20 protein-coding genes are annotated in these 25,457 nt (G+C 60.0%); 14 read left to right on the top strand and 6 right to left on the bottom strand.

The window, feature by feature from the left end; translation table 11 throughout:
* Nucleotides 1-171 precede the first annotated feature (171 nt).
* From DNK50_RS04825 to DNK50_RS04805, 5 genes are all read left to right on the top strand, one after another.
* Nucleotides 172-1,152, top strand: a complete 981-nt coding sequence (locus DNK50_RS04825; RefSeq protein ID WP_112192967.1) for an integrase domain-containing protein — start codon at nt 172-174, stop codon at nt 1,150-1,152.
* Entirely contained in the window at nt 1,149-1,424 is a 276-nt protein-coding gene (locus DNK50_RS04820; RefSeq protein ID WP_080932528.1) for a hypothetical protein, read from the top strand. Before DNK50_RS04825 ends, DNK50_RS04820 begins: the two co-directional genes overlap by 4 nt.
* 196 nt (nt 1,425-1,620) lie before the next feature.
* Nucleotides 1,621-3,993 (top strand): DEAD/DEAH box helicase family protein, encoded by a 2,373-nt coding sequence (locus DNK50_RS04815; RefSeq protein WP_099584437.1) that lies wholly within the window; start codon nt 1,621-1,623, stop codon nt 3,991-3,993.
* Nucleotides 3,994-4,743: 750 nt separating this feature from the next.
* Entirely contained in the window at nt 4,744-5,028 is a 285-nt protein-coding gene (locus DNK50_RS04810; RefSeq protein ID WP_112192966.1) for a DUF3077 domain-containing protein, read from the top strand.
* A 245-nt stretch (nt 5,029-5,273) separates the two neighbouring features.
* Complete coding sequence (locus DNK50_RS04805; RefSeq protein WP_112192965.1) at nt 5,274-7,403, top strand: M48 family metallopeptidase; 2,130 nt, start codon at nt 5,274-5,276, stop codon at nt 7,401-7,403.
* A 73-nt stretch (nt 7,404-7,476) separates the two neighbouring features.
* Here DNK50_RS04805 and DNK50_RS04800 read toward each other — a convergent pair whose 3' ends face one another.
* Nucleotides 7,477-8,769 carry an OprD family porin gene (locus tag DNK50_RS04800; protein WP_099584434.1) on the bottom strand — a complete coding sequence of 431 codons (1,293 nt, stop codon included), beginning with the start codon at nt 8,767-8,769 and terminating at the stop codon, nt 7,477-7,479.
* 411 nt (nt 8,770-9,180) lie between these two features.
* Between DNK50_RS04800 and DNK50_RS04795 the strand changes: the two genes are divergently transcribed.
* Nucleotides 9,181-11,250 carry a TonB-dependent siderophore receptor gene (locus DNK50_RS04795; RefSeq protein ID WP_112192964.1) on the top strand — a complete coding sequence of 690 codons (2,070 nt, stop codon included), beginning with the start codon at nt 9,181-9,183 and terminating at the stop codon, nt 11,248-11,250.
* A gap of 195 nt (nt 11,251-11,445) precedes the next feature.
* Here DNK50_RS04795 and DNK50_RS04790 read toward each other — a convergent pair whose 3' ends face one another.
* From DNK50_RS04790 to DNK50_RS04780, 3 genes are all read right to left on the bottom strand, one after another.
* Nucleotides 11,446-11,661, bottom strand: a complete 216-nt coding sequence (locus DNK50_RS04790; RefSeq protein ID WP_099584432.1) for a hypothetical protein — start codon at nt 11,659-11,661, stop codon at nt 11,446-11,448.
* A gap of 234 nt (nt 11,662-11,895) precedes the next feature.
* Nucleotides 11,896-13,002 (bottom strand): agmatine deiminase, encoded by a 1,107-nt coding sequence (gene aguA / locus DNK50_RS04785; RefSeq protein ID WP_112192963.1) that lies wholly within the window; start codon nt 13,000-13,002, stop codon nt 11,896-11,898.
* Nucleotides 13,003-13,124: 122 nt separating this feature from the next.
* The gene (locus DNK50_RS04780) at nt 13,125-16,025 is read right to left on the bottom strand and encodes an aminotransferase (RefSeq protein ID WP_112192962.1); all 2,901 of its coding nucleotides are present in this window, start codon (nt 16,023-16,025) and stop codon (nt 13,125-13,127) included.
* 147 nt (nt 16,026-16,172) lie between these two features.
* Between DNK50_RS04780 and rfbB the strand changes: the two genes are divergently transcribed.
* From rfbB to DNK50_RS04745, 7 genes are read left to right on the top strand one after another with little or no spacing between them, the layout of a single operon-like run.
* Complete coding sequence (gene rfbB / locus DNK50_RS04775) at nt 16,173-17,255, top strand: dTDP-glucose 4,6-dehydratase (RefSeq protein ID WP_112192961.1); 1,083 nt, start codon at nt 16,173-16,175, stop codon at nt 17,253-17,255.
* Nucleotides 17,252-18,127: a glucose-1-phosphate thymidylyltransferase RfbA gene (rfbA, locus tag DNK50_RS04770; RefSeq protein WP_112192960.1), complete on the top strand. Its 876-nt coding sequence runs from the start codon at nt 17,252-17,254 to the stop codon at nt 18,125-18,127. The genes rfbB and rfbA overlap by 4 nt, the downstream gene beginning before the upstream one ends.
* Nucleotides 18,124-18,669, top strand: coding sequence for a dTDP-4-dehydrorhamnose 3,5-epimerase (rfbC, locus tag DNK50_RS04765; protein WP_112192959.1), 546 nt, complete (start codon nt 18,124-18,126; stop codon nt 18,667-18,669). Before rfbA ends, rfbC begins: the two co-directional genes overlap by 4 nt.
* Complete coding sequence (gene rfbD / locus DNK50_RS04760) at nt 18,666-19,535, top strand: dTDP-4-dehydrorhamnose reductase (RefSeq protein WP_112192958.1); 870 nt, start codon at nt 18,666-18,668, stop codon at nt 19,533-19,535. The genes rfbC and rfbD overlap by 4 nt, the downstream gene beginning before the upstream one ends.
* Before the next feature lie 36 nt (nt 19,536-19,571).
* The gene (locus DNK50_RS04755; RefSeq protein WP_099584425.1) at nt 19,572-21,380 is read left to right on the top strand and encodes an ATP-binding protein; all 1,809 of its coding nucleotides are present in this window, start codon (nt 19,572-19,574) and stop codon (nt 21,378-21,380) included.
* Nucleotides 21,377-22,753, top strand: coding sequence for a sigma-54 dependent transcriptional regulator (locus DNK50_RS04750; protein ID WP_099584424.1), 1,377 nt, complete (start codon nt 21,377-21,379; stop codon nt 22,751-22,753). Before DNK50_RS04755 ends, DNK50_RS04750 begins: the two co-directional genes overlap by 4 nt.
* 26 nt (nt 22,754-22,779) lie before the next feature.
* Nucleotides 22,780-23,235, top strand: coding sequence for a YiiD C-terminal domain-containing protein (locus tag DNK50_RS04745; protein WP_112192957.1), 456 nt, complete (start codon nt 22,780-22,782; stop codon nt 23,233-23,235).
* A gap of 65 nt (nt 23,236-23,300) precedes the next feature.
* Here the strand turns inward: DNK50_RS04745 and cysQ are convergent, their stop codons facing one another.
* Nucleotides 23,301-24,137 carry a 3'(2'),5'-bisphosphate nucleotidase CysQ gene (gene cysQ, locus DNK50_RS04740; protein WP_112192956.1) on the bottom strand — a complete coding sequence of 279 codons (837 nt, stop codon included), beginning with the start codon at nt 24,135-24,137 and terminating at the stop codon, nt 23,301-23,303.
* Entirely contained in the window at nt 24,134-24,700 is a 567-nt protein-coding gene (gene nudE / locus DNK50_RS04735) for an ADP compounds hydrolase NudE (RefSeq protein WP_101265489.1), read from the bottom strand. The genes cysQ and nudE overlap by 4 nt, the downstream gene beginning before the upstream one ends.
* Before the next feature lie 87 nt (nt 24,701-24,787).
* Between nudE and yrfG the strand changes: the two genes are divergently transcribed.
* Nucleotides 24,788-25,450: a GMP/IMP nucleotidase gene (yrfG, locus tag DNK50_RS04730; protein ID WP_099584420.1), complete on the top strand. Its 663-nt coding sequence runs from the start codon at nt 24,788-24,790 to the stop codon at nt 25,448-25,450.
* Nucleotides 25,451-25,457: the final 7 nt, after the last annotated feature.

Raw genomic sequence — 25,457 nt, 5'->3', positions numbered from 1 at the left:
GAGGTCAGATCATGAGATGCCCAAGCTCCCGGTCGTAAAGAGCCGCCAGTCCTGCGTTAGAGGACAACCCTCACAGGTCGCAGGGGCCTTGATCCCTGATAACACTCAACATTCGTGGCGGGATGACGTGAGGAAGGTTTGAAACTTTTTGGCTTCGAGAGGAGTTCGATCATGGCACTGGTAGGTAAACGTGGCGGGCGCAATTTTGGCTATGGCCGGCAACTGAGTTATGCCGGGCCGCAGGCGTTAAAAGACATGTTCGGCGGAGGGCATTACGGGACCGTCAAAGCGCACAGTGATCGTTGGCTGGCATTTGTACGATGGTGTCGGTCTGAGGATGGGCCCGGGTTTAACGATGCGAGGCAAATTGATTGGCGGATCTTGCTGGACTACGCCGGTCATCTGCGTCACCAAGTTGAACAAGGCGCTATCAGCATCGCCACCGCGCAAAACCGGTTGTCCAGCGTAAACCGAACCATGGCCGCACTTCGCGGTGATCAGTATGTGAAAGTGCCCAGTCCGAGCAAGACGCTGGGAATGCGGCGGAACAGTGTTCGTCGCTCGGTGCCGCAAGGCCAAGACCGCGAACACGTGAAGCGGATCCTCGACGTGCTCTGCGAACACCAAATGCCGCGTGCGGCGGCCATCGCCCAGTTGGCGCGAGCCACCGGCATGTGCTTGCGCGAGGCCATCTTGGCCGACCTTCCGCGCCTGCGAAGAGAAGCCGAACACTACGACAAGATCAACATCCAGGATGGCACCAAAGGTGGCCGCGGCGGCGCAACCGCGCCTCGTTGGATCAGGGTGGATGACCATATTCGCGAAGCGCTCAGGTACGCCGAACAGGTCTCTCCCGACGGTAGCCGCAACCTGCTGGCACCGAACGAGAGCTACCTCGATTTCCAACCGAGTGTCATACGCCCCGCCCGAGACATCCTCCATACGCACAACCTCAAAGGCTTCCACGAATTGCGCGCGGCTTATGCATGCGAACGCTATGAGCAGATCACCCATCACCTAGCGCCCATCAACGGTGGCAGGGGTAGGCGCCTCGATCCATGCCTTGATCGAGAGGCACGCTTACAAATCAGCTATGAGCTGGGACACGGTCGAATCGACGTGGTATCGGCGTACATCGGTGGTCGGGTATGAATAAACCATTCGATATGGAGATCTTCTTGGCTGGGGCACTGACTGGAGCACATGCCACACGAGAACGTCACATCCGCCAGGCCAAGACTATTCAAGCAGCCATTTCTGAACGCTGGAACCGAGATAATCCATGGACATGGCAAAGAAAGCATCTCGTTTGGTTTTTGAACCACCACATGAACTCAAACTCGAAATCGACGCGCTACTACTACCTGCTGACCACAAGCCTGATCACTCTGCGCCTAGGAAAATCCTGGAATTTTCAACGTTAGCCGAATGCCAGCAACTGCGCGCTCTGTATCCCTAACTGGCAGATTGAGCCAGCCAACAATTTGATTGGGATTAGGGCGGATTTCTTGAGCCCCTGAACCTAACCTCTGTTGTTTGATAACCTCTATGTTTTACTGATGGACTGAGGGTTGTAGCTCAAGGCTACAGGCTTCACCTGAGACGTAGAGGCTGAAGGCGGTGATAGACACTAGTCTGGTGGCGAAGCTAAGGGCTGAGAATGCAAGATTGGTTGCCTTGCTGGATGCTCATGGCATCGAATGGCGTCCGCCTGCTGAGCCAGTCAAGATAGCGATTGTCCAAGCAGAACAATCACAGCAACTCGATACTGATGGAAAGCTTGCCCTATTCCGAAGCTTGTTTCGTGGTAGGACGGACGTTTATCCCATCCGCTGGGAAAGCAAGGCAGGCAAATCAGGATACGCACCCGCTTGCGCAAACGAATGGAAGCCTGGTGTTTGTGAGAAGCCCCGAATTAAATGTGGCGACTGCGGTAACCGCCAGCTGCTTCCGCTGACCGATGAGGTGGTCTATCGCCATCTGGCGGGCGAAGTGGTCGTTGGTATCTACCCCCTACTCTCTGATGACACTTGTTATTTTTTGGCAGTCGACTTCGATGAGGCCGAATGGCGTGATGATTCCAAAGCTTTTGTACAGTCGTGCCATGAGCTGAACGTCCCGGTGGCGCTGGAAATATCGCGCTCAGGCCAAGGGGCTCATGGCTGGATTTTCTTTGAGCGTAATGTTCCTGCCTGCGATGCGCGCCGCCTCGGTGCCGCAATCATCAGTCGTGCCTGTGAGCGCACCCGCCAGTTGGCGCTCAGCTCCTATGATCGACTGTTTCCAAACCAGGACTATATGCCCAAAGGCGGCTTTGGAAATCTCATCGCGCTCCCTTTACAAAAGCGGGCCAGAGCCCAAAACAATAGCGTTTTTGTAGACGACTCGCTTGAGCCTCATCCTGATCAATGGGCCTTCCTGGCATCGATTCAGCGCATGAGTCCAGAAGATATCCAGCCCGTTATTAGCCAGGCGATGGGTAATCGGGACCCTCTAGGGGTCGCCTATGTCGATGACGAAGGTGATGCAGAACCTTGGAAAGATCGTGAATCGAGATCACGTAAATTGACATGCCCGTTGCCTGCTGCTGTCAACATCACGCTGGCTAACTTAATTTACTTTGAAAAGTCGGAATTGCCACAGCCATTGGCAAACCAGCTTGTCCGGCTCGCTGCCTTTCAAAATCCTGAGTTCTACAAAGCTCAGGCCATGCGCATGTCAGTGTGGAACAAGCCAAGGATTATCGGCTGTGCCCAGAACTTCCCCAAACATATTGCGTTACCACGTGGCTGTTTGGATGCTGCGCTGGAGCTTTTAGAGGAAAACGGGGTTACCCCTATTCTTAAAGACGAACGCTTCGCGGGCAACCCCATCGACGTGAGCTTTCTCGGGACCCTGCGTTCTGACCAAGAGGCTGCTGTCAGCGCAATGCTAAGTCATGACACCGGTATCCTCTGCGCACCGACAGCTTTCGGTAAAACAGTGAGTGCTGCTGCGTTGATTGCCGCACGTGGCATTAACACGTTGGTGCTTGTGCATCGGACAGAACTATTAAGGCAGTGGCAAGAGCGCTTGCAGGCGTTCTTGAGAGTCGGGAATGGTGTCGTTGGTACTCTTGGGGGCGGAAAAGCGAAACTTACAGGCATCATCGACATTGCCGTAATGCAGTCGTTATCGCGAAAAGGCGAGATCAGCGATCAGGTAAAAAATTACGGCCAGATCATCGTTGATGAGTGTCATCACATATCAGCAGTGTCATTCGAGGCACTACTGAGAAGCGCTACAGCGCGGTACGTACTGGGACTCACTGCAACCCCAGTGCGCCGAGATGGGCAGCAGCCCATTATTTTCATGCAGTGCGGACCGATCCGACATTCTGCTGCTCGACCTGCGAGTGCGCCCCATGACCTCTCTGTCGTGCCTCGATTGCTGCCCAAACCAATAGTGGTCCCCGACGGCTTTGGGATTCAGGACGTTTTTCGGCGTCTAGCCGACGACTCTGAGCGGACAGCCAAAATCGTCTCGGAGATTGAGCAGGCGTACAGCGAGGGTAGAAAAATTCTAGTGTTAACGGAGCGGACGGAACATGTGGATGTCCTTGAATTAGAATTGAAGCCGCGCGTGCATAACCTTTTCACGCTTCATGGACGAGTGCCTAAGAAACAGCGCATTTCCCGTATGCATGAGCTTGAGTCCCTTCCCCCAGATGCTCCACGGGTGCTGTTGGCAACAGGAAAACTAGTAGGTGAAGGCTTCGATCACCCGCCGTTGGACACGCTGGTGCTGGCGATGCCCATCTCATGGAAAGGAATCCTTCAGCAATATGCGGGGCGGTTGCATCGAACGCACGCCGATAAGACCGACGTGCGAGTGATCGACTTCGTTGACGATGGTAATGTCGCGCTGCTGAGGATGTGGGATAAGCGCCAGGCGGGTTACAAAGCGATGGGCTACCGCATGGCTGATTCCATGGCCACCATGGACCTACTCTAACTCTAACGTGGTTGATAGTTGACACATCAACGGCCCAACTCTCATAGACAAATGACCGGCCGCTGTGGGGGCAACTCCGGCCCTTCGCCGTTAGTAACGTCAAGCAAGATCCTCAGGCGTACGAGGACCTTGAGGTAGTTTTAGAGGTAGAATCGCACAGGTCTTTAAGTATTAATCAGCTAATTCAATAACTTATTAGATCGTTCGACTCCTGGTGCCACCATGTAAAACCAAGCCCCTGCAAAAATGCAGAGGCTTCGTTTTTTCTGGGATATTCATCCTCAAACAGCCCTTCCGCTTCACCTCCCTACCTGTTGAATCACACCTTTTCGCGCCAAAACTCCAGATTCCATCCTTTATGCTGAATTATGTATTGCCAATAATTATGGCCTACCCATAAAAAATAATGACATCCCGCCATGTGGCAAACCTTCAAGACAAACTGAAAAATCAACCAATCTATTTTCCCGATTGCTCCTCACCGCTCACCACGCTAACCTCCCCCCATCGCTGCCAATTCAGCGATCGGGCCTGAGAACCCGGCAAGATGCAGGCGCACCAAGCGCCCCCAACACCCGATTTTGAAGGCGTTTTTTTTTCGCCTTAAAATTCGTGCAATGGCGGCTGTGCGTGGGAGACCTTCGGGTCTGCCGGGTTCCTGTATCTCCGGTTTCTCAGCCTGCGCACAGCTGCCACCCATTCGCCTGAGAACGAACGTGGTAGCTCTCAATCGATACGGGAGTTCCACCAATGACCGCTACACATCCATCTGCGTTAACCACCCTCGGCGTCACCCCTTTCTCCTTTCACTCCGACCAACCTCTGTTCCGCGTCAACAGCGGTGTTTCCCTGCATGAAGCCTTGCACCATGTTTCCGATTTGCTCCACGTTGCCAAGCTGCTCGCCGAAGATGCGGCGATGACGAAGGAGACGGACCGCTATGCCTGGGCGTCGCATTATTTGCAGGAGATGAGCAAGGCGGTGATTGATGATGTCGTGAAGGTGTTGGAGGCGCCTGGGAATACCGGGCTGTAAGTAGGGCTGCGCAGCGGCCCCATAGCCAGGCGCTGGGTTTTAACAGGAAAATCTCAGTGTCTTTATTGGGGCTGCTGCGCAGCCCGGCGCGCGGGCGGTGCGACGATTCGACAAGCCCGCTCACTACAGGGTTGTGGGCCACACATTGAGCGTTGTAGATACCCAATCCCACAGAAGCGCGCCTCGGCTTGGAACGCTTTTTTCGGTATAAACCTGAACACCCTCCGCGTCGTGAACGGACTCCCATGAACGCCCTGAAACTGATCTGCCTCCTGGTCGTTTTCCCGCTGTTGCTGGCCGCCCTCGGTGGCTGGGAGCGTCAGCGTGCTGACGAAACCACCACTGCAATGATCGATTACCACATCACCGTGGACATCGCTAAACAGCAACTCCAGGCGCTGGCGGCCAAGGATCCGGCAACCATGCTCGATCTGACCCATGAAAAAATCAGCGTACAGCTGGCCCTCTCCCGCCTGGAAAAAATCGAATCCGAACTGCCCACGGCCCATAAGATCAACCGCGTGCTACGCGCCCTCGCACCGTGGGTCTTCGGCCTGGGCCTGCTGGCGGCATTGATCGGTGTGGCAGCGCTGGCCAGCACGCACTGGGCCGGACGCCGGGCGCGGCAGTCGCGAGAAAGGTTGCTGCACGTGTTCTCCCTGGGCAGCCGTTTGTTGCCTTACGTGCTGGTCAGCCATGTGGTGGCAATGGCGGCAGCGGTTGCTTTGGCGTTGAGCTACGAAGGTCTGGCGATGTGGCATATCGGCCGGCTGGGCAGTGGCGAGGTCAAGCTGATGGCGGTGCTGGGGGTGGTTGCGGCGTTTTGCTTGTACTCGATCTGGCAGTTGCTTAAACAGTTGCGTCACATGTTGGGGATGTTCATGCCTGAACCGTTGGAGATGTTCGGGCAGGTGGTCACGCCCGAACAGGCGCCAGGGTTGTGGCGCCATGTGAACGAGCTGGCGGGCAAACTCGGCGCGCTGCCGCCGGATCATATTGTGGTGAGCCTGGCCCAGGGCTTTTACGTGACGTCCAGCGCGGCCACTGTGCAACCGGCGAACACGGGGCTGCGCGGGCGCACCTTGCATCTGCCGCTGCTGTACCTGGGCCTGCTGAGCCACGAGGAAGTCGGCGCGGTGATCGGCCATGAGCTGGCGCACTTTGCGGGGCAGGACACGGATTACAGCCTGCGCTTTTTACCAATCTACGACGGGGTCAATCGCAGCCTGGAAGCGCTGTTGGACACGATGCTGGCCAGCGATTTTATCCAGGGACGGCTGATGCGGCCGTCGTTCATGTTCGGTGTGTTTTTCATGCAGCGCTTTGATGACGCGGTGAACCACTGGAGCCGCGAGCGCGAATTGCTGGCGGATGCGGCCGGCGCGCGGCTGGTCGGCAATGCCGCAGCGGCGTCGGCGCTGTTGCGGGTGTCGGTGTTGCAGCCGCACGTTGAGGAGTCATTGTTGGCGGTGTGTGAAGCCGGGTCGGCGATAGATCTGCCCGACGCCGTGCTCGCGGCTTTGCGTGAGTGTCCATTGCAACTGCCGCCAGAAGCCCTGGCGATCCATCAACCCCATCCAACCGACTCCCATCCGTCCAACGGCGAACGCCTGCAAGCGCTGAACGTGTCGCTGGACGATGCCCTGCGCAGCGCAACCCGCACGGTGGACAGCGACGCGGCGAATGCGCACATCGATGCCTGCTTCAGCGCGCCACGGGCACTGCGCGAGCAGTTGTCTGGCGATGTGATGGAAGTGGCAGTGTCGGAGAACGCCGAGCATACCCACCTGCTGGAAACCCTGGCCGCGTCGGCCGAAGGCGAGCGTGCATTGCATGAGGGCAGCGCATGGCGAGGCGCGTTGATGGCGCTGGCGGGGCTGCCCTTTGTGCTGGGTGGGGTGTTTATCCTGAGCCGGGTCTGGCTCGCACCGGAGCGTTTGAAAGGCACGCCGTTGTCGGCGGTCGGCGCAGGTGCGTGCCTGGGTGTTGTCGGGCTGGGCCTCCTGTGGCTGGGCATCCGTCGATTCAAGCGTGCGCCGCAGACCGCATTGCGCCTGACGCCTGAGCATTTTGTGTTCAATAACCTGGCGCAGCCGCTGCCCATCGAACATATCGAAGAGATCTCGCTGCAATTCGTCCAGGGTATTTGGATAACGCTGCAATTGACGCCTGAGGCGCCCTTACCTGCGACGCGCAAAGCGGCGTTCGGCGTACCCGGTGTGCGCATCAATAAGAAGAAACGCCAGGTGTTGCTGCTGATGGCACAACTTTGTATCGACAATAAAAAGATCGAGCCCTACGAGGGGCTGTCCTTGATGCTCGATTACAAAAATGCAGCGCTGGCCCGCAGTATTTTACAGAGCCGCGAGGACTGATCCGCGCCCATAAAAAAACCCCGAACCAGTCGGGGTTTTTTATCACCTTGAATCAGGCGCGACGTGCGATCACTTAGAAAACGTTGATCGGGTAGTCGGCGAACAGACGCAGTTCGTTACCACCAACGTTGTAGTTGCTGGCGTTGTTGGAAACGCGCAACCACGAGGCGCGAGCACGCAGGCTCAGGTCTTTGGCCGGACCGCTCTGAACGACGTATTTGAACTGGTTGAAGATTTCACGCTCGGTGCCATTGCCGCGGCCGCTGCCGTCGTCAATGTTGGTACCGCGCACGTAGGCCACGTTGTAGCTCAAGCCAGGCACACCGAAGGTGGTGAAGTCGATACCGTACGCGGCTTGCCACGAACGCTCGTCCTTGCCGTTGAAGTCGGACCAGTAGGAGTTGGCCAGCAGGATGGTGTTGCCACCGTCGCCGATGCCGGTGTCGCGGGTATTATCGCGATAGCCGCCGTACAGGTAGCCGGTGTCGCCGGTGCTGCGCTGGTGGGCCAGGGTGAAGGTGTGCGGGCCGACAGCCCAGGTGGCACCGAGGCTCCAGATTTTGTTGTCGCGTGCGTCTTCATCACCGCGCTGCGAGGCAAAGCTCTTGTCCAGCTTGGTTTTGTAGCCATTGAAGTCAAACGTCAGCGACTGCTTTTCTGGCAGGGCCAGTACGTAGTTCACGTTGACGTATTGCTTCTTCAGCACGTCTTCCATGTCGGACGCGTACAGCGCAGCGGACAGGCTTTCGGTGAACTTGTAGCTGCCGCCCAGGTAGCTGATGTTTTTCAGGTTGCCGCTGTCGGTGCCTTCAGCACTTTTGCGAGCTTCCTTGGTGAAGCGACCTGCATCCAGTTGCAGACCTTCGATCTCTTTGGAAACGATCGAGGTGCCGGTGTAGGTTTCCGACAACAGACGCGAGTTGTCGTACTGCAGCACAGGCACGGCCGGCATTTGATCGCCGTACTTGAGCACGGTGTTCGACACGCGGAACTTCACCGCCGCGCCGCCTTTGGACAGGTCGTCGGCTGCTGCGCCGCTGGCGCCTTTCTTGAAGAAGTCGATACCGCCCGCGCCGCTGCGGCCTTTGCCGCCGTCCAGACGAATCGCGTATTGACCGATCACATCCACACCTACACCGACGGTGCCTTGGGTGAAGCCGGACTCGAACTTGCCGATGAAGCCCTGGCCCCATTCGGCTTTGTCTTGCTTGCCGTTTTTGTAGTCACGGCTGATGTAAGCGTTACGTGCAGCGATGTTCAGGTGGCTGTCTTCAACGAAACCCTTGGATTGCTCCTGGTCGTTTGCCATTGCTGCCGATGCGCTCAAAATCCCCAGAGCGATCAGACTCATCCGTTGCTTCAACATTTTCTTGTATTCCTTATTTCTGGTTGAGTACGCGTAGTGACACCAGGCTCCATGTCGCATTTTCTGGTGTCGACTTTCTCCGAAAAAAAGAAGGCCCGCGGACGACTTAACATGGCGCGGGCCTTTTCTTATTGGATGAGTCATGGCGGTTAGCCACAGGCGTTGGACGCAATCCTAGTCGCGCGTTGAACTATGTGTCAATTTCGTGAATCGTCTGTATTTAGGCGAAATAATTCTAAGCAACGGCCTACGGCCTTTCTGAAAACGACAAAAAACCTGTCGCGCATCGTCAAAGAACACATCTCGCAACATATTTCAAAGCCGATACGTTTGGTAATAGATAACGCGCGCAAATGCAAAGCATTACCATTAGTGCGCTTTTCCTCCCAAACCCTTTGGATACATTTCCCCATGCCTGCCCCTCGCCTGACGCCCATCACTCTTGGGCTCTCTGTTCTGTTGTCTGCCGGTTTTGCCTGTGCGGCCACCACCTTGCCCGAAACCTCGATCAGCGCCGAAGCTGACGAAGACGACCCGCGTGTCAAGGAATCCAGCACTGCGACACGCACCGCCACTGCGGTGCGTTATGTGCCCCAGGCCATTGATTCGGTGAAGACCGAAAGCCTGCGCTCCTACGGCACCAACGACCTGGGCCAGGCGTTGAGCGGCATCCCCAACGTGAGCAGCGGCGCCGATACGCGCTTCGACAGTGTGCGCATCCGTGGTTTTGACGCGAGCAATGACTTCTACCTGGACGGCATTCGCGACGACAGCCAATACGTGCGCGATCTGCATAACATCGAGCGTATCGAAGTGCTCAAAGGGCCGGCGGCAGTGCTTTACGGGCGAGGCGGTCAGGGAGGGATCGTCAACCGCGTGAGCAAGCTGCCAGAGGCCGGGCACAAGTCGAGCATCGAGGCACAGGGCGGCAGCAATGATATGCGCAGTCTGTATGCGGACCTGAGCACTGACCCCACCGATAACATCAGCCTGCGCCTGAACATGGGCAACCAGGACAACAACAGCTTTCGCGATGACATCAGCGGTAGTCGCCAACTGTTTGCGCCCTCCATGAGCTGGCAGCTCACGCCTGACCTGAACTGGCTGGTGCAATACGAATACAGCCGCTACAACCGCACGCCGGATCGCGGCGTGCCCGGCGTCAACGGGCGCCCGGCGGATGTGAGCCGCAGCACCACCTACGGCGACGGCCGCGACTACATCGACGACAAAACTCAGTCCCTGCGCTCCAAGCTGACCTATGAGCTCAACGACAACTGGCAACTGCGCCAGACCCTCGGCGTGTTCAAGCTCGACAGCGATTTCGACAACACCTACCAAACCGCCTACAACCGTTTGAACAACAGCGTGACGCGCCAACGCTGGCAACAGGACCTGACCACCCTCAACATTTTCAACAACGTCGAGCTCGAAGGCAGCTTCAGCACCTACGGCCTGGAACACCGCCTGCTCACCGGCCTTGAGCTGGGCAGTCAACGTCGCGATCCGAAGCTGTACAGTGCTGGCCTGACTGTACCGGCGCTTGACCTCAACCAGCCGAATCGTCATCTGAGCCACACCGGGCGCATGAACGTGTCGAGCAACAACCACACCGAAGTCGAAAGCCGCGCCATTTACGTCCAGGACCAATTGCGCCTGAATGATCAGTGGCAAGTGCTGGCCGGCGTGCGTTACGACATGTTTGAAGTGAGCACCAAAAACAAGCTGACCCATATTCAGCAGGAGGTCGACAGCCGCAAGGCCAGCCCACGTTTCGGCCTGGTGTGGACGCCTCTGGAACACCACTCGTTTTATGCGTCATGGAGCAAGACGTTCTCCCCGGCCGGTGGCGGTGTGATCGGCATCACCCCGAACGCCGCCGGCAGCGTCAACGACCTGAGCCCCGAGATGACCAAGCAGAAAGAAATCGGCGTGAAAAGCGACTGGCTCGACGACCGCTTGAGCACCACTCTGGCGGTGTACGAACTGGAACTCTACAACCGCCGCACCAGCGACCCGCTGGACCGTACCATCACCCTGCTCAGTGGCCTGCAACGCTCGCGTGGTGTGGAGCTGACCGCCACCGGCAAGATCGTCGGCAACTGGTCTGTACGCGGCGGTATCGGTGTGCAGGATGCCAAGGTCGAGAAGGACAACAACGGCTTTGAGGGCAAACGCGTCAGCGATGTGGCCAAGCGCAATGCGAGCCTGTTTATCACCTGGAAACCGGAAATGGGCTGGTACGCGGAAACCGGCCTGACGCTGGTGGGCGACCGTTACGCTGACAACCTCAACACCGTGGTCCTACCCGGTTATGGCACTTGGGATGGACTGGTCGGGTTCCGCCATAAGGAATGGGATGTACGGGCGGCGCTGAACAACATCGCCGACAAGACTTACTACGAATCGGCGACCAGCGTGGCGCAGATTCAGCCGGGCGAGCCGCGTAACCTGGTGGTAACGGGCACGTACAGTTTCTAGTAATCACGCAACCCTTGTAGATACCGTCTTGACCTTCACCGGGCAAGCGCAAGTTTCGGGTCGTAGCAGCTGTCGAGCGCAAGCGAGGCTGCGTCAGGCGCGCTGCCGATTCAAGCTTGAGTCGCGGCCGACGCAGCCTCGCTTGCGCTCGACAGCTGCTACGGGGGGTTGTGTGGTGCTGGATGTATCTACGCTTCAGTTACACATCAACTCACACAACGCATGCACTTCATCCTCGCTGAACAGCCCCACCGGGTAGCGTTCACTCATCACGCTGCGCAGATCCGGCTGCTGCCGGGCCTGCCGCGTGCCGTGCTCCTTCAACCACTGCCCCAGCGCATGGATCGTGTCGTTGTTAACCCGTGAAGGGTGGAAGGTGCGCGTGTACATCGGGTTGATATCGGCGTTCATTTCAGCGCTCTCTCCTACTGCTTGAGCGGCTAACTTACTCAAGGTTTATGACAGAACCGTGCAGTCATCACCTTGGGCCACTGTGGCAACACCGATACAAGAGCTATGCCAATGTGGCGTATCTACAGGCAGATAGACACAAAAAAGCCCCCGGCCTTACGGGGCCGGGGGCTTGCTGTGGGCGCTGATACCGAGTAGCGCCTCACTTCTGGAAAGGCGCTGTTACAACTGCACTCAGTTTTTGTGCGGTGCCGGTTGCTGTTGGGTCAGGCAGTGGATATTGCCGCCGCCCAGTAACAGTTCACGGCCGGGCACCATCACCACTTCGTGTTGCGGAAACAGGTTCTGCAGGATGGTCTTGGCTTCGCTGTCCATCGGGTCGTCGAAACTTGGCGCGATGATGCCGCCGTTGACGATCAGGAAGTTGACGTAGGAACCGGCCAACCGCACGGTCGGGTTGCGTTCCTGGGTGCCGTCCACCGGATCGACACCTGCGCATTCTTCCTGCGTGGCGTACAGCGGCCCCGGGATCGGCATTTTATGCACTGTAAACGGGCGGCCCTGGGCGTCGGTGTTGCTTTGCAGTACGTCCATGGCCGCGTGGCAGCGTGCGTGGTTCGGGTCTTGCACATCGTCGGTCCAGGCCAGCAACACTTCGCCAGGGCGCACGTAGCAGCAGAAGTTATCCACATGGCCGTCGGTCTCGTCGTTGAACAGGCCATCCGGCAGCCAGATGATCTTATCCACAGCCAGGTTGGCACTCAGCACCGCTTCAATCTCGGCGCGGTCGAGGTGCGGGTTGCGATTGCGGTTGAGCAGGCATTCTTCGGTGGTGATCAGGGTGCCTTCGCCGTCGACATGAATCGAACCGCCTTCCAGCACAAAACCTTCGGTGCGGTAACGCGGCGCACGTTCGATTTCGAGGATCTTGCCGCCCACCTGTGAGTCGCGATTCCACGGCGAGTAAAGCCCGCCATCAAAACCGCCCCAGGCGTTGAAATCCCAGTTCACGCCGCGCACTTCGCCGCTGTTGTTGATCACGAACGTCGGGCCGGTGTCGCGTACCCAGGCGTCGTCGCTGGACATTTCCACCACACGAATATTCGGCACGTCCAAACGGGCGCGGGCGTTTTCGTACTGGCCGGCAGAAACCGCCACGGTCACCGGTTCAAACCGTGCAATGGCCTTGGCCACCGCCACGTGCGCCGCCTGCGCCGGCTTACCACCCAGACGCCAGTTGTCCGGGCGCTCGGGCCAGACCATCCACGTTTGCGTCTGTGGCGCCCATTCGGCGGGCATGTGGAAGCCATCGGCGCGGGGTGTGCTGTGCAGGGTGGTCATGGCGATCAGGGCTCCGAATGGGGGTAGAAGCCGACTTTATAACGGATAAAAATCGGCTTTAAAAGCAGTCAAACAGCATGATCGATAAATATGACAGGGAATAACCGATAACAATCGATTAATCACAAGTGTTCATCGAGCACCTTCGACAGCATGTCGACAAAAAAGTCCACGCTCCGTTTAGACGTCACCATCGGCGGCTTGATTTTGAGGATGTTCAGGTAGTCACCGGTCGGTTGCATGAAAATCCCCAACTCGCGCAGACGGTCGCACAGCAGCGCAGTCTCTTCAGTCGCTGGCTCCAGGGTTTGCCGATCGCGCACCAACTCCAGGCCCAGATAAAAACCGGAACCGTGAACCGCACCCACCAAGGGGTGGCGATCAATGAGTGCTTCCAAGCGCGCCTTGAAATGCCCGCCTACCTCTTGGGCGTTTTCCCACAATTTTTCTTCCTCCATCACGTCCAGCACCGCCATGCCGATGCGGCAACTCACCGGGCTGCCCCCTGACGACGAGAAGAAATACCCTTCAGCCTCCAGCGCCTCGGCAATGTCTCGGCGCGTAATCACGGCGCCGAGTGGCTGGCCGTTGCCCATGCCCTTGGCCATGGTAATGATGTCGGGCACCACGCCCTGCTCTTCAAAGCCCCAGAAGAAATGCCCCATGCGGCCGTAACCCACCTGCACCTCATCGGCGATACACACGCCGCCCTGGGCGCGAACCAACCCGTACACCTGCTGCAAATAACCCGGCGGCAGAGAGATGCCACCGGCATTGCCGTACACCGGCTCACAGATAAACCCGGCCAACTGACGTTTGCTTGCGGCGATTTTCGCCAGGTTGTGTTCCACGCTTCGTACGTAGTCCGGCGCGCTGTCCTGCCCACGGAATTCACCGCGATAAGTATTCGGCGCAGTCACCGGGTGCACCCAGTCCGGGCGGCTGCTCAGCGCCTGGGGGTTGTCGGCGATCGAGGTGGACACCGCATCCGCCGCCACTGACCAGCCGTGATAAGCCTCCAACACACTGAGCATGTCGCGCCCGCCGCTGTAGGCCCAGGCCAGGCGGATGGCCAGGTCGTTGGCCTCGGTGCCGCTGTTGACCAGAAACACCCGGTCCATGCCCGCCGGCGCCAACGCCAGCAAGCGCTCGGAAAACTCGGCAATTGCGGCATAGTGAAACCGCGAGTTGGTATTGAGCAGCGACCATTGCCGCGCCGCCACCGCCGCCATGCGTGGGTGGCCATGGCCCAGCACCGCGACGTTATTGAGCATGTCCAGGTAGGACCGGCCCTGCATGTCGATCAGGTGGTTGCGCCAGCCGCGTTCGATGCGTGGCGGATCGACGTAATAGTGTTTTTGCGACCGGGCAAAACTGGCGTCACGGCGGGCCAGCAGCGCGTGAGGGTCCAGCTCCGGTTCGGCATCGCACGCCAGCCCCAGCAAGGCGGCGGGCGATGGGCACAAGGCTTGCCAGGCCAAGGCGCGAGACGGCGTGCAAAACAGCGGCGGTTCGAGTTCGGCACGGCACAGTTGCACGGTCAGCGGCGCATGAACCTCGCCCAGAACCTGCCCTTTTACCAGCAACGAGCCCGGCTTCAATGAAGTGTTCACTCCCCATAGCCGTACGCTCAGCTCGACGCCTCGCACACTCACAAGGCCATCGCCGCCCTGGTGCAGCGTCCCGGCAAAAGGCACTTCCAGCAACGTGCCATGGGGCAAATGCAGCTCTACATGGAGCGCGAAAGTGTCTGGCTCGGCGGCGCTGTCCGGGCAGGTACGCGACAGCCGATATTGCCCATACCGACTGGCCGCCAACCCATGCACGGTTGCGGCTTCATCCAATAACCGACGGTCAACCCCAGGCGTTTCCCAATTGCCCGCCTCGAAGTGCGGACTGAGCACGCCCAGGTCGATCAGCGCAAACTCCCGCCCCACCAGACCGGGGAGCAACGGGGCGAAGTCCTCGCTGGCAATCGGCGCCAGCGTCTCGCCGACACTGCTGAGAATCGCAGCCGCCATCAGTTCAAATGGCACCGACGTCGCTACATGGAAAATTTCCCACTCGTGTTCGGCGTTTTTCAACAGGTAGGCGTTATCCGGATCCAGGCGCTGCTGCTGTTCGCTGCTCAGCACCAGCACTGCCGCACGGGCGACGATCAGCGGCCACAGCGCCTGCAATTCCTCACGTTGCAGCGGCGTAACCGCATGACACGCCTGGACCGCCGGCAGGATCGCAAACGGGTCGCCCTCGGCATGGTGCAACAGGGCGGCGCAGGTCACCGACAGGTCGGCAATGCGCCAGGTGTGCACCAGGTCGCCGAAATCGATAACGCCCTGAAGTTGCCAATGCCGCTGGGCATCGCGTTGCCACACCACGTTGTCGTCAGTGATGTCCATGTGCACAGCCTGCCACGGCAGGCGCTCGGCCAAGGGGCGGATGCGCGCTTCAACCTGTTCGGCGATCTGTTCCAGCGCGGCCCGGTGGGGTAGGTTTTCCAGGGTGGCCAACAGGTGGGTGATCAGTTCACTGGCATGGCGCGGGTCCCATTGCAGGGTGCGCTCCAGGCCAGGGTGGGTGAAGCCAGCCAGCGCGAGGCTCATGCGACCGCACAGGTCACCGAAGCCTGCAATCACATCGCGCCCCAGATGCGGCAGATGGGTCAACGGCTGGCCGTCGATGTAGTCCAGCAACCGCAGGTGCAGGGTCTGGCCGTCGAGCGTCACGGTCAGCAGCTCCTCACCGCTCAGTGCCTTGATGACCTTGGGCACGCGCACGCCCTGCAATGTGTTGAGGGCCGCGTGCTGGGCATGCAACTCCACTGCCGCGTAGTCGCCCCGGCAGATTTTGAGAACAAACCGGCCAAGGGAGCTGTCGACTTTGTAATTGAGGTCTTGCTGACTGCCCAGTGACTGCAACGTGCCACTAAGGCCGTAATGCTGCGCAAGGAGTTGAGCCGCCTGATCGGGGCCTACTTGCGGGCAGGGTAGACTGGCACGGTGGATCAACGTGGCGAGCAGCATGGGGGTGGCCTCAATTTTTTAGACGTGTATATCGCCATTGTTCGGGGGGCTTGCGCAACCCCCACACACAGACCGCCCTGACCAGCGCCATAACACCCGCTATGCTCCACTTACTGAACGTCCGTCTAAGGAAAAAGGGCCCCCGTCATGCGCATTCTCATTACCGGTGGCGCCGGTTTTATCGGTTCTGCTTTGATACGTCACCTGATTCAGCACACCGAGCATGAAGTGCTCAACCTCGACAAACTCACCTACGCCGGCAATCTGGAATCGCTGACCAGCATCGCGTCCGATAGCCGCTATGAGTTTGTCCACGCCGACATCATCGACCAGGCCACCGTCAGCGCCGTGCTCGCGCGCTTCGAGCCCCACGCGATCATGCACCTGGCCGCTGAATCCCACGTCGACCGTTCGATTGACGGTCCGTCGGATTTTATCCAGACCAATATCGTCGGCACCTACAGCCTGCTGGAAGCTTCCCGAGGCTACTGGCAAACACTGTCCGGGCCGGACAAGAGCGCGTTTCGCTTCCACCATATTTCGACCGATGAGGTCTACGGCGACCTCCACGGCGTGGACGATCTGTTTACCGAAACCACGCCCTACGCGCCCAGCTCGCCCTACTCGGCCAGCAAAGCCGCGTCCGACCACCTGGTCCGCGCCTGGCAGCGCACCTATGGTCTGCCCGTGCTGCTGACCAACTGCTCGAACAACTACGGCCCCTTCCACTTTCCTGAAAAGCTGATCCCGCTGGTGATCCTCAACGCCCTCGCGGGCAAGCCGTTGCCGGTCTATGGTGATGGTTTGCAAGTGCGCGACTGGTTGTTTGTAGAGGACCATGCGCGTGCGCTGCTCACCGTCGTGACGCACGGCGCGGTCGGCGAGACGTACAACATCGGCGGCCACAACGAGCAAAAGAACATCGACGTCGTGCGCAGCATCTGCCGCTTGCTGGAGGAATTGGCACCCCGACACCCGCAGGGCGTCGAGCACTACACCGACCTGATCACGTTCGTGAAAGACCGTCCAGGCCACGACCAACGCTACGCGATCGACGCCAGCAAAATCGAGCGCGAGCTGGGTTGGGTACCCGAAGAAACCTTTGAAACCGGGCTGCGCAAAACCGTGCAGTGGTACCTCGATAACCTGGAATGGTGCCGAAGGGTCCAGGATGGCAGTTATCAGGGTGAACGATTGGGCAACACCGACATGAGGGATCTGATCGCATGATGAAAGGAATCGTATTGGCCGGTGGCTCCGGCACGCGCCTGCACCCCATCACGCTGGGTGTCTCCAAACAACTGCTGCCGGTTTACGACAAGCCGATGATCTATTACCCGATCTCGGTACTGATGCTGGCCGGCATCAAGGAGATCCTGGTGATCTCCACCCCGGCGGACTTACCGCAATACCGCAACCTGCTGGGTGACGGCAGCCAGTTTGGCGTGACCTTCAGCTACGCCGAGCAACCGAAGCCGGACGGGCTGGCGCAAGCCTTCCTGATTGGCGAGCAGTTCATCGGCAACGACCCCGTATGCCTGATCCTGGGCGACAACATTTTCCACGGCCAGCGCTTCAGCGAGCAGTTGCATGCGGCGGTGAATCGCGGCAAAGGCGCCACGGTGTTTGGCTATTGGGTCAGAGATCCGGAGCGCTTCGGCGTGATCGACTTCGACAGCGAAGGTCGCGCCCTGTCCATCGAAGAAAAACCCGCCGTGCCGAAATCCAGCTATGCCGTCACCGGCCTGTATTTCTACGACAATGACGTGATCAACATCGCCAAGGCGGTCAAACCCTCCGCCCGAGGCGAACTGGAAATCACCGACGTCAACAACGCTTACCTCAAGCGCGGTGACTTGCAGGTGGAGCGCTTTGGTCGGGGTTTCGCCTGGCTGGATACCGGCACCCACGACAGTTTGCTCGACGCCTCGCAGTACGTGCAGACCATCGAGCGGCGCCAGGGCCTCAAAGTGGCGTGCCTTGAAGAAATCGCCTATGGCAACGGCTGGATCGACCGCGCTCACCTGCTCGAACGCGCCAAATACTTCGGCAAGACCGGTTATGGCCAGTACCTGTATTCCCTGGCGGGAGACAACCAGTGAATGTCGTCGATACATCGCTTCCCGGCGTCTTGATCCTCGAACCAAAAGTGTTCGGTGACGAACGCGGTTTTTTCTACGAAAGCTTCAACGCCCGGGCCTTTGCCGAGGCCACCGGGCTCAAGCGCGAGTTTGTGCAAGACAACCACTCGCGCTCGCAAAAAAACGTGCTGCGGGGCCTGCATTACCAACTGGAGCACACCCAAGGCAAACTGGTGCGTGTCACGGCGGGCGAAGTGCTCGACGTCGCGGTGGACATTCGCCGCAGCTCGCCGAACTTCCGCCAGTGGGTGGGCGTACGCCTGTCGGCGCAAAACCACCGCCAGTTGTGGGTGCCGGAAGGGTTTGCCCATGGGTTTGTAGTGCTGAGCGACTACGCCGAGTTCCTGTACAAGACCACCGACTACTACCAACCGAGCGCCGAGCGCAGCATCCTGTGGAATGACCCGACGCTGGCTATCGACTGGGAGCTGACCGAGCCGCCCCAACTGTCCGCCAAGGACCAGGCGGGCAAACTGCTGATGGAGGCCGATCTGTTCCCATGAAGATTCTGATTACCGGCCAACGTGGCCAAGTCTCCCAGGCACTGCAACAGCGCCTTCAGGGGCTTGGCGAACTGATTGTGCTCGGCCACGAGCAACTCGACCTGGCCAAACCGCAGCAGATCCGCGAGCAAACCCGCGCCCATCGCCCCGACCTGATCATCAACGCCGCCGCCCACACGGCGGTCGATCAGGCCGAAAGCGAACCGGACGCCGCCTTCGCCATCAACGCCATCGCCCCCGGCATCCTCGCCGAGGAAGCCAAGGCCCTGGGCATTCCGCTGATTCACTACTCCACCGACTACGTGTTCGACGGCAGCAAGGCTGCGCCCTACACCGAGGTCGACACGCCGAACCCGTTGGGCGTGTACGGCCAGAGCAAGCTGGCGGGCGAGCAGGCGATTGCAGCGGTGGGCGGCGAATACCTGATTCTGCGCACCAGCTGGGTCTACTCCAACACGGGCAAGAATTTCCTGCTGACCATGCAACGTCTGCTGCAAGAGAAACCGCAGATGCGCATCGTGGCTGACCAGATTGGCGCGCCAACATGGGCCGGTACCATTGCCGGCAGCACCCGCGCATTGATCGAGCGTTGGCAGGCCGGCGAGACCGGCGAATGGGGCGTCTATCACCTGACGGCCCAAGGTGAGACGTCGTGGTTCGGCTTCGCCCAGGCGATTGGCGAGCACCTGCGCGCCGAAGGGAAACAGTGTGCTGAACTTGAGGCGATCCTCTCCAGCGCCTACCCGACGCCCGCCAGGCGCCCACTGAACTCGCGCCTCGATTGCCGCCGCCTGCAGCAACAGTGGCACGTCAGCCAGCCACACTGGCAAGACGCATTGCGCGAGTGTCTTGCACAGCAGCACTAGGCATAATGCGCCTGTACCCACAGGCGCACGACTCCCATGACTCCATCCCTTCCGCGAAGACCCCGCTGGCGCAGCCTCGCCCTGCTGGCGTTGTGCCTGGCACCGCTGCTGTGGCCGTTGGAGCACTTGGCCGAGCGCTACTACCGCAGCGAACTGGCCGGGCAGAACCGCCAGACCCTCGACCTGTACGTCGCCAACCTGCTGGGCACCCTGCACCGCTATGAAGTGCTGCCACAGATCTTGGGCGACTTGCCCGCCCTGCGCACCGTGCTGGAGGCGCCGAACGTCAGCAGCCACCAGGTCAACGCCAACCTGCTGCTCAAGGACGTCGCCGCCCAGGCCGGCGTGGAAGTGATGTACCTGATGGACACCACCGGCAAGACCCTCGCCGCCTCGAACTGGGATAAACAGGACAGTTTTGTCGGGCGCAACTTCTCGTTCCGCCCTTACTTCAGCGAAGCCATGGCCGGGCGCCTGGGGCGGTTTTTCGGCCTGGGGACTACGTCGGCCAAACGCGGTTACTTCTTCGCCGCCGCCGTGCGCGAGGGTGACAAAATCATCGGCGTGCTGGTGGTCAAGGTCGACCTGGACCACACCGAAAGCCTGTGGGGCAACACGCCTGAACAACTGCTGGTCACCGACCACAACGGCGTGGTGATCCTCACCTCGCGCCCGCAGTGGCGGTTCCGTGCCACTCGGCCACTGACTGACGAAGAACGCCAGGCGATCATTGCGATCCAGCCCTACCCGACCCGCGACCCACAGCCGCTGAGCCTGAGCAGCACCGCGTGGCTGCGCCAATCCACGGCCATCGCCGAGACCGGCTGGAATGTGGAAATCCTCGCGCCGCAATCCTTGATCAGCCGCCCGGTGCGCACGGTGGTTGCGGTGGGCGGCGCCACGCTGCTGGTGCTGATGTTGCTGCTCGGTTTGATGATGCAACGACGCCGCCATTACCTGGATCGCATCGCGTTTGAAGCCAAGGCGCGTCGCGAGCTGGAAGCCCGAGTGGTCGAACGGACCAGCGACCTGGAAGGCCTGAACCGGCGGCTCAAACAAGAAGTGCTGGAGCGCGAACACGCCCAGCAGGAACTGGTGCGCGCCCAGGATGATCTGGTGCAAGCGGGCAAGCTGTCGGCGTTGGGCACCATGTCGGCGAGTATCAGCCACGAACTCAATCAGCCTCTGGCCGCGATTCGCAGCTACGCGGAAAACGCCGAGATCCTGCTGGACCATGAACGCACCGCCGATGCGCGGGGCAACCTCAAGTTGATCAGCGAACTGACCGGGCGCATGGCCTCGATCATTGCCCACCTGCGTGCCTTCGCCCGGCGCGACCGGCATGCCCCGGAGAGCGTGGCCCTGCAACCGGCGCTGGACGACGCGCTCGCGCTGTTGGCCAAGCGGCGGCGGTCGATGGAAGTGGAGCTGATCCGTGATCTGCCGGAAGCAACGCTGTGGGTGCAGGCCGGCGAAACCCGTCTGCGCCAAGTGCTGGGCAACCTGCTGGCCAACGCCCTCGACGCCCTCACCGAAAAAGGCCCACCGCGCAGACTCTGGCTGAGTGCCGAAACCACCGCGCAGGGCGTCAACCTGTACATCCGCGACAATGGCCCAGGGTTTTGCATGGAAGCGCTGGGCCGCGCCAGCGAGCCGTTTTACACCACCAAGACCCGCACCCAGGGCCTGGGGTTGGGCCTGGCGATCTGTGAGACCCTGATGCGTGCCTTTGGCGGCGAACTGTCGTTCGCCAACCACAAGGAAGGTGGCGCGCTGTTAACCCTGAAATTGCGTGCCGGCTCGCCGGGCGTCAGTCTGCAACCGTCCGAGGACCGCAGTGTATGAGTATCGATAACCAGATTCAGGTGGTGTTGATCGACGACGATCCGCACCTGCGTCAGGCCCTGTGCCAGACCCTGGACCTGGCCGGGCTGAAAGTCCTGACCCTGGGCGAAGCCACCGGCCTCACCGCGCGCCTGTCGCGGGACTGGCCGGGCGTCGTGGTCAGCGACATCCGCATGCCCGGCATGGACGGCCTGGAACTGCTGGCTGAACTCCACGGCCAGGACCCCGACCTGCCGGTGCTGCTGATCACCGGCCACGGCGACGTGCCGCTGGCGGTACAGGCCATGCGCGCCGGCGCCTATGACTTCCTTGAAAAACCCTTTGCCAGCGATTCGCTGCTCGACAGCGTACGTCGCGCTCTGGCCCTGCGCCGCCTGGTACTGGACAACCGCAGCCTGCGTCTGGCCCTCAGCGACCGCCAGCAACTGAGCACGCGCCTGGTAGGCCACTCGCCACAGATGCTGCGGCTGCGCGAGCAGATCGGCGCACTGGCGGCGACCAAGGCCGACGTGCTGATCCTGGGTGAAACCGGCGCCGGCAAAGAAGTTGTGGCCCGTGCACTGCACGACCTGTCGAGCCGCCGCAGCGGCCCGTTTGTGGCGATCAACGCCGGTGCCCTGGCGGAATCGGTGGTCGAAAGCGAACTGTTCGGCCATGAACCCGGCGCCTTTACCGGGGCGCAGAAACGCCGCATCGGCAAGTTCGAATTTGCCAACGGCGGCACCTTGTTCCTCGATGAAATTGAAAGCATGAGCCTGGATGTACAGGTCAAACTGCTGCGCCTGTTGCAGGAGCGCGTAGTAGAACGCCTGGGCGGCAATCAACTGATCCCGCTGGATATCCGTATCATCGCCGCCACCAAGGAAGACCTGCGCCAGTCCGCCGACCAGGGCCGTTTCCGCGCCGATTTGTATTACCGTCTCAACGTCGCGCCGCTGCGCATTCCGCCGCTGCGCGAGCGCGGTGAAGATGCGTTGATGCTGTTCCAGCATTTCGCCGACGAAGCCAGCAGCCGCCACGGCCTGACGTTGCACGAGCTGCAGCCAGGCCAACGCGCACTGTTGTTACGTCACAACTGGCCGGGCAATGTGCGGGAATTGCAGAACGCCGCCGAGCGCTTTGCGCTGGGCCTGGAACTGGCACTCGACAGCACGCCGGACAATACCGCCAGCAACGTGCTGACTTCAACGCCAGGCGGCTTGAGCGAGCAAGTCGAGCAGTTCGAGAAAAGCCTGATCGCCGCCGAACTGACCCGCCCCCACAGCTCCATGCGCAGCCTGGCAGAAGCCCTCGGCGTGCCGCGCAAGACCTTGCACGACAAACTGCGCAAGCACGGCCTGAACTTCGCCAACCAAAGCGCTGACGACGAATGACCCTGCCCACCCACCAAGAGGCCCCCATGAGCCGCGACAGCCGTTACCTGGAATCCATCCTGCACCACGACATCCCCCTGACCCGGGAAATGGGCCTCAAGGTGCTCGACTGGCAAGGCGGACAACTGCGGCTGCACCTGCCCCTGCAAGCCAATATCAACCACAAGAGCACCATGTTCGGCGGTAGCCTCTACTGCGGCGCGGTGCTGGCCGGTTGGGGCTGGCTGCACCTGCAACTGCGCGAGGAAGGGGTTGAAGACGGGCATATCGTGATTCAGGAAGGGCAGATCAGTTATCCACTGCCAGTGACGCGGGATGCGACCGCTGTGTGCGCGGCGCCGGAAGAGAAGGTGTGGAAGCGCTTTTTGGCGACCTACAAGCGCTACGGCCGGGCGCGCTTGGCGCTGGAGACGTGGATTGTGAATGAGGGCGATGAGGAACACGCAGTGGCCTTCACCGGCCAATACGTCCTGCACCGCTAGAAGCCAATACACAAAAAAAATGTGGGAGGGGTTTGCCCCCTCCCACATTTTGATCTGCGATGGTTTTAAGATCTTGCCAAGGTCAACAACCGCTCGCGCCACGCGGCCTTCGCCGGCAATGCCAGGAAAAACGGGTTCAGCAACGATTCTCGCGCCGGGTAGCTGAACGGCTCACCACTCAACTCCAGCACCTCGCCTCCCGCGCCTTCGAGCACGCCCTGAGCCGCCGCCGTATCCCACTGCGAAGTCGGCGCCAGGCGCGGGTAGCAGTCGGCGCTGCCCTCGGCCAACAGGCAGAACTTCAAAGAGCTGCCGATATTCGCCAACTTCAACTCGCCCAGATCAGCGCTCAACCCATCCAGCAAACGCTCTTGCTCAGGGCTGGTATGTCGACGGCTGGCAACCACGGTAAACGCCTCACCCGACGCTGGCGCTGCACGCACCTGGATCTGTTTGGGTGCGTCGTTCACATCGGAGCGCCACGCGCCCAACCTCGCACCGCCAAAGTAGCAACGGCCGCTGGTGGGCATCGACACCACACCGAACACCACGCGCCCCTGTTCAATCAGGGCGATATTGACGGTGAACTCTTCGCTGCCGGCGATAAATTCCTTGGTGCCGTCCAGCGGGTCCACCAGCCACCAACGCGTCCAGCCGGCGCGCACGCTCTGGTCGATATCAGCGTCTTCTTCGGACAGCACTGGGATACTTGGGTCCAGCGCGGTAAGGCCAGCGAGAATCAGATGATGAGCGGCCAGGTCTGCTGCCGTCACCGGCGAATCGTCGGCCTTGGAGGTCACCGCCACATCGGCGCGCCAGTACGGCAGGATGACTTCACCCGCCTGGCGAGCCAGTTCGATCACAGGGGCGATAAACGGGTGGCCTAAAAACAGTTCGCTCATGCGGTAAACGCTCCACGCTGGATCAACAGGTCTCGTACCAGGTACAACGCCGCCAAGGCGCGACCTTCACTGAATTGCTCGTTTTGCGCCAACTGCGACAGCTCGCGCAGGTTGACCCGGTCCACGCGCATCGGCTCGGGCTCATCGCCTTCCAGGCGCTCTTCATAGAGATCGGTGGCCAGCACCACCTGGATTTTCTGGCTCATATAACCAGGCGACAGCGACAGCTCGGTAATGTGTTCCAACTGTCGCGCGCCGTAGCCGGCTTCTTCCTTGAGCTCACGGTCTGCCGCCGCCAGCACGTCTTCGCCCGGTTCGATCAGGCCCTTGGGCAAGGACAACTCATATTCGTCGGTACCGCCGCAGTACTCTTCCACCAGCAAGGCATGATCTTCGTCGATCATCGCCACGATCATCACCGCGCCGTAGCCGGCACCACGCCCCACCAGGCGCTCGTAGGTCCGTTCAACGCCATTGGAAAAGCGCAATTGCACTTCCTCCACGCGGAACAAACGGCTACTGGCGACTATTTCGCGGGCGAGGACGGTGGGTTTCTGGCGCATAAGCGGCTCCTTGGCGTGATCGGGTTACTATACCGTGGCTTTTCCGATTGTCTGTGTCGGATATCTTTACTTACATGAGAACGCCCCATGCCCTCTTTGCCCTGGCACGCCATCGACACCGTCCTGCTGGACATGGACGGCACCTTGCTGGATCTGCATTACGACAACCACTTCTGGATGGAACACCTGCCCCAGCGTTACGCCGAGTTGCACGGGGTGAGCCGGGCCATGGCCGAGATGGAATTGCTGCCACTGTTCGAGCGTAACGCCGGACAGTTGCAATGGTATTGCCTGGATTTCTGGAGCGCGGAACTGAAGATCCCGGTGCGCGAGCTCAAGCTGGAAACCGCCCATTTGATCGCCTTGCGCGCGGATGCCGACACCTTTCTGGCCGCGATCAAACAGGCCGGCAAGCGTGTGATCCTGATCACCAACGCCCATCGTGATTCGCTGTCATTGAAGCTGGAACGCATTGAACTGGCGCCGTATTTCGAGCGATTGATCAGCTCCCATGATTACGGTTTTGCCAAGGAAAACCCGCAATTCTGGGATGCCCTGCACGCTGACATCCAGTTTGATCCTTCGCGCAGCCTGTTTATCGACGACACCTTGCCGATCCTGCGTAGCGCCAGGGATTTTGGTGTAGGGCATCTGCTGGCGGTAAAAGAGCCGGACAGTAAAAAAGGCCCCAAGGACACGGCGGAGTTTGCAGCAGTAGAGGACTACCGCGACCTCATTGCCGGACTCTGAACCCAAT

The sequence above is a fragment of the Pseudomonas sp. LG1E9 genome, assembly GCF_003290225.1.
GTDB classification, from domain to species: domain Bacteria; phylum Pseudomonadota; class Gammaproteobacteria; order Pseudomonadales; family Pseudomonadaceae; genus Aquipseudomonas; species Aquipseudomonas cyclaminis.
The sequence above is the reverse complement of the archived record's forward strand: the minus strand, read 5'-3'. Positions and strand labels throughout refer to the sequence as shown.